The organism is Neisseria sp. P0020.S003, assembly GCF_051957095.1.
Lineage (GTDB): Bacteria > Pseudomonadota > Gammaproteobacteria > Burkholderiales > Neisseriaceae > Neisseria > Neisseria subflava.
The window spans coordinates 73,633-84,683 of record NZ_JBQCWU010000008.1 but is presented as its reverse complement, the minus strand read 5'-3'; the positions used below and the strand labels follow the sequence as shown (position 1 = coordinate 84,683).

9 protein-coding genes and 1 pseudogene are annotated in these 11,051 nt (G+C 50.3%); 2 read left to right on the top strand and 8 right to left on the bottom strand.

Annotated elements, in window-relative coordinates:
- Positions 1–308: pseudogene (locus tag ACTHTQ_RS06405) on the top strand (integrase core domain-containing protein); the annotation flags it as partial.
- 17 nt (positions 309–325) lie between these two features.
- Here ACTHTQ_RS06405 and ACTHTQ_RS06400 read toward each other — a convergent pair.
- Together ACTHTQ_RS06400 and ACTHTQ_RS06395 are read right to left on the bottom strand one after the other, a co-directional pair.
- On the bottom strand, positions 326–760 hold the full coding sequence (locus tag ACTHTQ_RS06400) for a hypothetical protein (protein ID WP_440363453.1): 435 nt from the start codon (positions 758–760) through the stop codon (positions 326–328).
- The gene (locus ACTHTQ_RS06395) at positions 753–2,060 is read right to left on the bottom strand and encodes a homoserine dehydrogenase (RefSeq protein WP_440363452.1); all 1,308 of its coding nucleotides are present in this window, start codon (positions 2,058–2,060) and stop codon (positions 753–755) included. Before ACTHTQ_RS06395 ends, ACTHTQ_RS06400 begins: the two co-directional genes overlap by 8 nt.
- Before the next feature lie 206 nt (positions 2,061–2,266).
- Between ACTHTQ_RS06395 and ACTHTQ_RS06390 the strand changes: the two genes are divergently transcribed.
- Positions 2,267–2,641 carry an Mth938-like domain-containing protein gene (locus ACTHTQ_RS06390; RefSeq protein ID WP_049328664.1) on the top strand — a complete coding sequence of 125 codons (375 nt, stop codon included), beginning with the start codon at positions 2,267–2,269 and terminating at the stop codon, positions 2,639–2,641.
- Positions 2,642–2,921: 280 nt separating this feature from the next.
- Here ACTHTQ_RS06390 and ACTHTQ_RS06385 read toward each other — a convergent pair whose 3' ends face one another.
- From ACTHTQ_RS06385 to ACTHTQ_RS06360, 6 genes are all read right to left on the bottom strand, one after another.
- A complete protein-coding gene (locus ACTHTQ_RS06385) occupies positions 2,922–3,539 on the bottom strand; it encodes an NAD(P)H-binding protein (RefSeq protein WP_440363451.1) in 618 nt (205 codons plus the stop codon).
- Positions 3,540–3,631: 92 nt separating this feature from the next.
- Positions 3,632–5,452: a heme anaerobic degradation radical SAM methyltransferase ChuW/HutW gene (gene hutW, locus ACTHTQ_RS06380; RefSeq protein WP_440363450.1), complete on the bottom strand. Its 1,821-nt coding sequence runs from the start codon at positions 5,450–5,452 to the stop codon at positions 3,632–3,634.
- Between the two features lie 274 nt (positions 5,453–5,726).
- Positions 5,727–6,452 (bottom strand): ABC transporter ATP-binding protein, encoded by a 726-nt coding sequence (locus tag ACTHTQ_RS06375; protein ID WP_154954324.1) that lies wholly within the window; start codon positions 6,450–6,452, stop codon positions 5,727–5,729.
- Between the two features lie 46 nt (positions 6,453–6,498).
- Positions 6,499–7,440 (bottom strand): FecCD family ABC transporter permease, encoded by a 942-nt coding sequence (locus ACTHTQ_RS06370; RefSeq protein WP_440363449.1) that lies wholly within the window; start codon positions 7,438–7,440, stop codon positions 6,499–6,501.
- Positions 7,441–7,582: 142 nt separating this feature from the next.
- Positions 7,583–8,374: a heme/hemin ABC transporter substrate-binding protein gene (locus ACTHTQ_RS06365; protein WP_440363448.1), complete on the bottom strand. Its 792-nt coding sequence runs from the start codon at positions 8,372–8,374 to the stop codon at positions 7,583–7,585.
- A 74-nt stretch (positions 8,375–8,448) separates the two neighbouring features.
- Positions 8,449–10,647: a TonB-dependent hemoglobin/transferrin/lactoferrin family receptor gene (locus tag ACTHTQ_RS06360; protein WP_440363447.1), complete on the bottom strand. Its 2,199-nt coding sequence runs from the start codon at positions 10,645–10,647 to the stop codon at positions 8,449–8,451.
- Positions 10,648–11,051 lie beyond the last annotated feature (404 nt).

The following is an 11,051-nucleotide window of genomic DNA, read 5'->3' as shown; positions in this document are numbered from 1 at the left end:
GGCTCGGCCAACCATGCTTTCGGTGTAGCCTGTTATGAGAACGGGATTGGTCAAAAGTTTACCCGGGTTGCCCGTCCGTAGACCAACGGTAAGGCGGAACGGGTTATCCGCACCCTGATGGAGATGTGGCATGAGAAACAGTTGTTTGACAGTCCGGAACACCGACGAAAGGAGTTGTGCCGCTTTGTTAATTTCTATAACACTGTGAAGCCGCACCGCAGTTTGAACGGCGATACGCCGTTTGAGGTCTTGCAGGCTTATTTTTCTCAACCTGTGGTGTAAACAACGCAACGTTTTCCTACATTTGATTTAAACAGATACTGGTTTACTCAGCCTTTAAATCAGCCACGCATTGCTTATCGCGTGCCTCAAAAGCTTCCGCGCCACCCAAGAGCTTGAGCTGCTCCTCGGGGCTGATTTTGCCGAAGTTTCGGATTTGCTCGTCAGAGAGTTTGCTTAAAGGTTGATCCCACATGCAGACACAATAGTCTTGAGCCAATTTCTCGTTTTGATCATCCAAACCTTTTGCCTTCAAATCAGCTTGCCATTTCTCAGCAAAAGGAATGTTTTTCACGCAAGATTCCACCACATTTTGTTTCATCTGCGGCTTGTTCATGGCGCATTGTGAGAGCAGGGCGGTCAGAGCCAGCAAAGACAAAATAATCCATGCCCAAATGCGGATGGTGCGGATTTTTGCCTTAGCTTTCTTTCTGGCCGTCAGTTGCTCTTCAGACGGCCTTTCCGTTTGTTGCTCAGTCATGCAGGCTTTCCATGCGGATCATGGTGATTGGGGCATCCACGCAGCTCAGCGCTTCAATCGCTGCGATAGCGCGTTTGATATTGTGTTCCACTGTGGTGTGGGTCAGAATCACAATTTCGGCAGTGCTTTGATTAATCACGCCTTTTTGAATCAGAGCCTCGATAGAAACATTTTCTTTAGCCAAGAGTGCAGCAATTTGACCCAAAGTGCCCGGTTCGTCAGTTGCTTGAACGCGCAGATAGTAGCTGCTGGTGATTTCATCCATAGGCAGAATATTTTGCGCTTGAACTTGTGAAGGCTGGAATGCCAAGTGAGGAACACGATGGTCAGTTTCCGCTTCAATCAGGCGGGCAATATCAATGATGTCGGCAACCACGGCAGAAGCAGTCGGCAATGCGCCGGCGCCCGCACCATAATACAAGGTTTCACCAACCATATCGGCATTGACGCGGACAGCATTCATCACGCCGTTAACGTTAGCCAATAGACGGCTTTCAGGAATCAGAGTAGGGTGTACACGCAACTCGATGCCTTTGTCGGTTTTACGGGTAATACCCAACAATTTGATACGGTAGCCAAGCTCTTCAGCGTATTTGATATCTCGGCTGTCGAGTTTGCTGATACCTTCTAAATAGCAGGCAGAAAAGTTCATCGGCGTACCGAATGCCAATGCGCTCATAATGGTAATCTTATGGCCGGCATCATGACCTTCGATATCAAAAGTAGGGTCAGCTTCTGCATAGCCCAAAGCCTGAGCTTCTTTCAATACGTCTGTAAACGCGCTGCCTTTTTCACGCATTTCAGTAAGAATGAAGTTGCTGGTACCATTAATAATACCGGCGATACTGCGGATTTGGTTTGCAGCCAAGCCTTCACGCAAAGCCTTGATGATAGGGATACCACCGGCAACAGCAGCTTCAAACTGCACCATGACATTTTTTTCTTCCGCCAAAGGGAAAATTTCATTGCCGTATTCAGCCAGCAGTTTTTTATTGGCAGTAACAATGTGTTTGCCGTTTTCAATTGCTTTTAAAACCACATCTTTGGCAATACCGGTACCGCCAAACAATTCCACAACAACATCAACATCTTGATGTTGCACCAGCTCAAACGGATCTTTGATAAAAGCAGCATTCGGGCAAATTTGTTTGGCTTTTTCTTCGCTCAAATCACAAACAGCAGAAATACGGACTTCACGTCCCAAGCGGCGGCTGATTTCCTCAGCGTTGTCCTGCAATACAGTGGCCGTACCGCCACCGACTGTACCCAAACCTAAAAGACCGATATTTACTGGCTTCATTGTGTCTCCTTTTGAGCCGATACTTTAAAATAATCACGAAAAACCAAGGCTTGTTATAATCGCTTGCAATCGTAAATTCAGAGCAAAGCATCAATGCACAAGGTCAAACATTGAATCCTACCTGATATTGCTTGATTTTGCACCTTTTTTTGCAAGTTTCCCAAGGCCGTCTGAAAAATCGTTCTTCCATAAAAACAGGAATTGCCATGAAAATCACAGAAAACCATATTGATGAAACCGCATCATTTTTTTCATCCTCACAAGGCATATTGCAAATCGGTGAACAAACATACTCAGAACCCATTTGCTGGCAAAATGGCAAAGTGAGCATCATTCCTCAAACAACCATCGAAGAATTAAACGAACAAATTTTTATATCAGCAATTGAAACAGCAGAAAACCGTCCAGAAGTCATTATCATAGGTACAGGAGCAAAACAAAAATTTCTGCATCCCAAAATTGCTGCAGCCTTATCAGCCTACGGAATCGGCTTCGAATGCATGAACACAGCCTCAGCTTGCCGAACTTTAGTTTTACTGCAAGGAGAAGGACGAAGCACATGGGCTTGGTTGTGGCCATAATCTGTAGAAAAGACTATTGCATCACACTAGTCTAAGTTCGCATAATTTATATTATGTTAAATTCATAAGTCTAATATTTTAGCCTGCCAACTCCTGTTTCTCTCAGTAGTACAATCACTTACAGAATTCAAACATAAAAGGCCGTCTGAAATTTTCATACGGCCTTTTTATTTATATCCTCCAGCCTTTTCTAAGCAAATCCTTTATTGTTTTGATCGGCTGCTAATCAATTACCTACTCCAACTTTAACAATGGAAAGTGAGCAATCTATTCAATCAGTTTATGCCACACCAACGCTATACGTTTCGCCCTTGCTGTCCGCTTGGCCGACAATGGCAGCAACGGCAGCAGCCAAGCCGTTGCGCGTCATGTATTTTTGCGGAATTTCTTGGGCATTTTGTGTCAAGGTATAGGCATTATCTTCTCCATTGGCAAGGCCGCAGGGGCGCAAGATGGTCCAATTCAAACCACTTTGTTTGAGATAGATTTCGGCTTCTGTTTTGGCACGGACGGCTTCGCCGAGTGCCTGTTTGAACGGCTCGCTCATCATGTCCCATTGTTCACCGCAGCCCATGCTGGTAATCAATACAAAGCGGGCTTGCGGATTGGCGGCTTTCGTAGCGGCAATGATGTTGATATTGCCCAGCGCATCGCTGCGGATACCCTCTTCGTTTTTACCGCCGACAAAACTGATCACGGTATCGGGACGATATTGTGCTAATACTTTATCAAGCGCGTCGGCATCAAGCGCATCGGCGACGACGGTTTGAATATTGTGTTCGGTAAAAAAGCTGTCTTCAGACGGCCTTCTCAATACGGCGACGGTATCGGTTGAGTCAGTCAATGTACGGATATAGGCGCGGCCGGACGGGCCGTTGGCTCCGAAGATGAGTTGCATGTTTGGGGTTCCTTTGTATGGTAGATGTTTGTTGTTAGAAAATCCGCTCCTCTATGCAACAAGGAACGGATTATCAGACCGTCTGAAACCGTTTAAGCGGCATCAAACAATTTGCGCATGGCTTCGATTTGGTGTTGTTTCAACTCGCCTGCCTCATCGCGGCCGACGAAAATTTTAAACATGGCGCCGCCGTTGCGGTTGATAAAGTTGAGCGAGCAAGTAGCTTTGCCCATGAACGGGCGTTCCAAAAGGTAGATGGAGGCGCAGTTTTCGTAATAGATATGACCGTGTACGCCGCCATCGGTTTCAGGATGGTCAAAGTTGTAGAAACCGCGGCCGACTTTGCCGTTAGGCAGTTTGCCGCTGACTTCGACGATGGCATCGGGGGTGTGGGCGATGAAGGTAACGGATTCATCCCATGCGGCAATGGCTTGGAGGATTTCGACTATGCGGCTGCCTTCGGTTTGGCGCACGTTCTCTTCTGGCAGACAGCGGATAACGTCTTCAAAACTGCATTGGTTTTGCGCTGCCAGCATTTCCAGTACTTGGCCGGGATTTTTTTCCAATGATTGACGCAACATGGTTTGTTGTTCGGCTGAAAGTTTTTGCATGGTTTGATCCTTTTCTTGAGTCGGAAGAGTGAGCATGAGTTTGCGGATAAGGGTGGGCGACCAATAACGGCCGCTGGTATTCAAACGGATAATGCCGTCTGAATCGGGTTCTTTAAAAAGCTGCATTTCCTGCCATTGGGCAATCAGCTTTTGCGCTGCTTTGTTGCCGTCAAACAATAATGGATTCAGACGGCCTGTTTCAATATCGTGCTGGACTTTGCTGAGCAGTGCTTTATTTGGACTATGGCCGCTCATAAATGCGATGTTTTTCTCGCCTTTCGGCGTGGCGAGATAACTCTCCAAATCGCCCTGCACCTGATAGCTGAAACCGCCGAAGTTACCGCCTGCGCCGGAGCCGAACGCCAGACAGGGAATGTCGGATTTGATCAGGGTATTGTAGCGGTTGCGCTCGCCGCGGCCGGGATAGGCGAAGTGGCTGTTGCTGACCTGTTCCCAGCCTTTTTCCAGCAGTGTTTCAACCGTGTAGGCATATTGGTTTGCCTGAATATCAAAACCCGGCGGTGTCGGAAATGCGCCTTTTTCAATCATACGGTTGATGGGCAGCATGGGATAAAGGTTGAACGCGTATGTATCCAAACCGGACAAGGGCAGCTCGGCGGCGCGGGCGATATCGTTTTGCCAAACTTCATCGGTTTGATTGGGCAGGCCGAACATCAAATCGGCCACAATCACGGCATCGAGTTCGCACAATTTTGCCAAATATTCAAACGCCTCGTCGCCGCTGTGTTTGCGGCCGAGACGGCGGCGGATGGCGGTATTGAAAGTTTGTACGCCGATGGAGATTCGGTTGGCGCCTGCTTCGAGGCAGGCCTGTGCTTTTTCCAAATCGAAATGGCTCATGCGCCCTTCGATGGTGAACTCGCAATCTTCGGCAAGCGGCAGATATTGGTAGCAGGCACGAATCAGGTGGACGAGGTCTTCCGTAAGCAACGCGGTCGGCGTGCCGCCCCCGAAATAAACAGCTCGGATTTTGCCCTTACCTGTACGGACTTCGGCTTCAGCGGCCATTTCTTCGATAATTTTGTCGGTGTACACGCTGCTTTGGCTATCCTTCCACGCATTGCGGTAGAAGCCGCAAAAAACGCAATGGTTGGCGCAAAATGGAATATGCAGATAAGCAAGCGCGTCCACATCGGTGGCATGGGGAAGCTTTTTCTTCCAAATGTTCTGCCACTGGGGGCGCGGCATGGGAACACCGCCCCAAACGGGCATTAATGCCTGACGTTCGGGAAATGCCTTGGGCGCGGATTGTTTCGGAGTCCAAACAAGCTGCTGTACCATGATAATGATTAATAAAAATTATTAATAAGATTTATATATTAAATAACCATCATCGTTTTCTTGTCAATATTTTTGCGTAATTCAAAATTAGTATTATTTTAAAATATTGTATTCTATAAATAATTAAATGTATTTCTATTTGATGAAAATCGGCATTTTATTTGTGAAATGCGCAAAATTTGGTTCTTCAAGTCGGGAATATCCTCCCATCTCGTTTCATTTTTGAACGATAAAATAAATTTTCTTTATCGTTTTTCAGACGGCCTGTTGGCACTCAGCTTCTGAAATAAAACCCTGCTTCATCTTCGCAACGGCGTATCTGCCAACCGTAAACCGATTCAAGCAAGTCGGGGCGCATCACTTCGTCCACCTTGCCTGATGCAACTACTTTTCCCTTATTCATCAAAATAATATATTCCGCATAACGCGCGGCAAGGTTTAAATCGTGCAATACCATCATTGATGAAGCATGGTTTGAATGCCCGACCAAATACTGCATCAGGCGGTGTTGGTGGCGGATATCGAGATGGTTGCACGGTTCGTCCAAAAGCAAGACCGGCGCGTTTTGCAACAGGGCGCGGATGATGTTGGCACGTTGTTGCTCGCCACCTGAAAGCTTGCCGATGCGCTTATCCGCCAACGCCGTCAAATCAAAATAATCGAGTAACTCGTCCGCCCATTCATGATTCAGACGGCCTTTTTGTACGAATGACGCCAACGCAATGTATTCGCGTACGGTCATCGGCATGTTGTAACGGCCATGCTGCCCGACCCATGCCACCCTGCCCGCGCGGATTTGCGGCGCAACGGCCTCACCGAAAAGCGTGATTCCCCCCTGCCCTGTTTGCCCGATTAAGGCCCGCAGCAAAGTAGATTTGCCTGCGCCATTCGGGCCGATAATGACGGTCATGCCCGAAGGTATATCCAGTTGATCGATTTCAAGCAGGGTTTTGTCTTGGACGCGGACGGAAAGATGACAGATTTGAAATAAGGTGTGCATGGCAAAAGATATGGGGCAATGAAGTTTCAGACGGCCTGTTTAGGCATCAACGGCTTTTCAAAGGCTTGATAAACAAATACATAAAAAACGGTCCGCCCAATAAGGCAATCACGATACCGACCGGCAAATCGACAGGGTATGTCAGCCAGCGCGCCGCTCCATCCACCACCATCAAAAACACTGCGCCCAACCAAGCCGACAGCGTAATCAGTTTGCGGCGGCTGCCACCGACGGTTTGCGCCAGCACATTGGGGATCATCATGCCGAGAAAACCGATGATGCCCGAAAGCGATACCGCCGCCCCCGTCATCAATGCCGCGCCGATTACGGTTTGCACACGCAAAGCCCCAACTGATACACCCATACTGGCAGCCGTATCTTCCCCCGTCATCAAAACGTCCAGTCGCCTGCCTGCGGACAACAAAATCAGAAAACCGGGCAACATAACCGCGATTGCCGCGACAGGCGATGAGAAACCGGCTTCGGCAAGGCTGCCCGACAGCCATGTGGTTGCGCTGCGCAATACCAAATCGTCAGACAAAAACAAAATCATGCTGACCGCCGCGCCCGAAAATGCGCTCAACACAAACCCCAACACCAGCAATCCCAAAGTACCGCCGCCGAGCAGTTTGTGCACCGCCAAAATCAGCAGGCACACACCCAATGCACCGAGAAAAGCCGCCGCAGGTACGCCAATCGTACCACCGCCCAAAGCCAATAAAACAATTACGCCCAAAGCCGCACCGCCCGAAGTCCCAATCAGGCTCGGGTCGGCAAGCGGGTTTTCAAACAAGGCCTGCAAGGCCGCACCCGAAGCAGACAAACCCGCACCAACCAACAGTGCTGTGTAGATACGCGGCAGACGGATTTGGCGGACGGTTTCATCCATCGCCAACGGCGATTCCCACGCGCCAAAACCGATGCCGCAACACAAATAAACAGCAGCGGCAGTAAGCAGCAGGCAGAGGGTAAGGGTATGCGGTTTCATGACATCATGCGGTTGAAGCGGATTGAGGGACGGTTTCAGACGGCATTTTTAAGACAACCGTTTTGCTTCCTACTCAACAAGAAGGAACAAATCAAGGCCGTCTGAAAACAAAAATCGGGCAGAGTTTTCAAAACAGGTGCGTTTATTTCGCCAAACCGTGCAAACGCTGAATCACTTGCGGCGTATCCAGCCCGTAACGGAACATATCGTTGGCCTTCCACAAATAAATCTTGCCGTTTTTCGCGGCAGGCGAGCCGGCTATTTCGGGGCGTGCGGCAAAGGTTTTGACGTTGCCTATCATGGCGGTGTTGTGGTCGGCAATAATGATGATGTCGGGTTTGGCCGCAATCCATGCCTCACGCGTCATCGGTTTGAGGCCGTCAATGGCGGCTGCGGCATTGATACCGCCGGCGCGGCGGATGATTTCGTCGGCGGCAGTATTCTTGCCCGATACGATGCGCCCGTCGTAGCTGAAGAGGTAGCGTTTGCCGCTGGAAGGCTGCTGTTTCATATCCGCCTGCCACTTGCTAGCCAACTTGTCCGCCTGCGCGCTTTTGCCGATAAGCTGGCCGATGTTGCGGATACTTTGCGGATAGGCGGCGATGCTGTCATCGGGCGCAACATTGACGGCTTTAATGCCTGCTTTTTGCAGGTGGGCAAAAATATCGGCAGGCTGCGCCATCCATGAACCGATGGCAATGTCGGGTTTGGCGGCCACAATCGGCTCAACCGTCAGACGGCGATGAATGCCGATAATGGGCTTGTTTTTCAACGCCGGATTTTGAACGGTCTGATCGCGGCCGACGATTTCGTCCAATGCGCCGAGTGCGGCAACAATGTCTGCCGTATCGGGGGTTAACACGACGATGCGTTGCGCGTGTGCAGTGCCGGCCAACGAAATAACCGCGGAAAGCAGGAGGAGTTTGAGTTTCATTGTTTTTTTCCTTGTCGCATGCTTTCAGACGGCCTGCTCGTTTTCTCAGGCCGTCTGAAAACGGTTGAATCACATTAGAACTTCAGTTGTACGGTTGCGGCAAAATTGCGGCCGGTTTCGGTGTACAAGTCCATCACACTGGCACGGCTCATGCCGGCAACGTCTGCGTGCTGCCAGTATTTTTTGTTGCCGACGTTGTAAATGTTTGCGCCGATTTCGAGGTTTTTAAACGGCTTGTACCACGCGCCGACATCCCATACGCCATAACCCGGCGCTTGGAAAACAGTGTCGCTGCTGACGCGGCTGTGTTTTTTCGACCAGCGCAGCTTGGTACCGACACCCCATTTTTCCTGCGTGTAATCCAAACCCAAAACGCCGTTGAGCGGATAAGCGGAATCCAACGGTTTTCCGTCCTGCTGCTCACCGCGCATCCAAGCGATGCTGCCGGAGACTTGCCAGCCCGGCAAGAATTTGTAGGCGGCAGAAGCTTCGGCACCGTAGGTTTTGACCCTATCCAGATTTTGATATTGGTACTGGATAATCGGGCGGCCGCCTATGGAGGCAGTGCCGACTTCGGTGCGGTTGATGAAGTTGCGGTAACGGTTATAGAACGCGGTGACTTGCGCACGGGCGCGTTCGTTTTTGAACTTCATCCCCAATTCAAAGCTGTTGGAGCGTTCGGATTTGAGGTTGGCATTGGGAATGACGGCATAGCCGTAGGTTGTGTTGGCAAATGCCATGGTCGCGCTGTCAAACGGCGGCGTGCGGAAGCCTTGTGAATAAGTGGCGAAACCAGTGAACTGCTCACCCATCGGCACACTCAGGCGCAGGCTGGGCGTGAGCGCGGAATCATTGAAGCGGGTTGCCGTGCCGTCGGGATTGGCGTTGAGATAGGCTTGGTCGGTCGACGTGTTCAGCTTGTCTTTTTCGTAACGCAAGGCCGGAGTTAGAACGATGCCATTGCCGAAGGTCAGGCTGTCTTGTGCGTAAACGCTGAACGTTTTGCGCTTGCTGTCGGGGAAGGTTTTATTCGGATAGGTGCTGCCTGCATAAACTTTGCTGACGGCGCCGGTCAGATTGTCCACTGTCAGGCTGTCGCGCGGACGGGCGGTCTCGGTGTGTTTGTATTCAGCACCGGCAACGACGGTTTGTTTGACCGCGCCGTCAAACTCCCACACGCTACGTCCGTTCAGCCCACGTATGGTCTGATTGAAACCGTAGTCGGAATAACGGGTCGAGTTGCCCAGTTGGCGCGTGCCCATGCGGGTAATGCTGACATCGACGGCATCGTCTTCCGTACGCAGTTTTTGCTGATAGGCAGTCAGGTTGGCTTCTTTCAGACGGCCTTCGCCAGTGTAGCGGTAGCCTGCTTCGATACGTTGACGGCGAATACGGTCGCGAGCATTGCTCTCAGATGTTGTGATGGTTACCGGCCCGCGCGATTGCGAACCCAAGCCGTTTGCCAACACGGTGTCGTTGGCGTGGTAATACTGTTCGTACAAGGTTTCAAAACGGTGGCGTTCGTTGCCGATATTGCCTTTCGCCAAGATATTGTAGGCATTGTTTTTCTGAGGGTTGGTGGCGGTGCGCGAAGTCGAGTAGCTTTTGTCGCCGCCCATGTTTTCCGTTTCGTGGCCTTGGCGGCGCGTCAGCATCAACAGGCCTTCGGCGTTTTCATGGAAACCGGCGGCTGTCGCCGTTACACCGTGGCTGCGGTCGCGGCTGCGGTAGCCGTGTTTCAAACCGAAATGCCCGCGTTTGCCCGCATCGACAAAATCACTCGGAGAAAGCGTCACCATATTCACCACGCCACCGAGCGCATCGCTGCCGTACAGCGCGGAATAAGGGCCTTTGACAATATCGACCTGCTTCAGCGTGTCGCTTTCAACCATATCGCGTCCCGAAATCGCGCCGTTGGAGCCGCCGCCTGCATAAGATTCGGGAATGCGCACGCCGTCCACCATCATCAGAATGCGGTTGCCGTCTATGCCGCGGATATTGATGCCCGCATGGCCGCGGCGGTTGTTGTCAGACGGCACGCTGACGCCGGATTCATACATCATGATATCGTCCAAATTCTGCGCCGAGGCTTGATTCAAGGTTTTACGTCCGACAACCGACACATTCGGCGCGGCTTTATCCAAGGTTTGCGCATTGCGGTCGGCCGTAACCACCACAGGCTCTATTTCTGCCTGAGCTACCGGCATCTGAGCCGCATATAACTGTCCGGAAAAAACTGCCCCTACTACACAGGCAATCGCTTTCTTTTTCATTACATAACCTTATTATTTGAATAATAATGGTTTGCATTTATAAAATAAATAGGCGGTTTTTGCAAGTTTAGAAACCACAAGATATCACTAACAACGACTTCAAAAACGCAAAATATAGTATGACGTAGCGGGATAAGTAATTCATGGATCAGAGGCAAAGTGTCCGACCTCGTCGGCATAGAAAATCGACCTGCCGTCAGCGACCAAAAATCCTGTATCGGCGATTAGGAGGCCGACCCCATCATCGACAATGATCGAGAAGTACATCGCAGAGAAAAAACATCTAGCCACGAAACGCCAAGTGTTTTATTCTTGAATCTGTTCCAACCACCGGTACCCGAGTGTTGCATTTGAAACCCGAATCCAAGCCTGCCTGAAATTTTCAAACAGGCTTTTATTTGTTC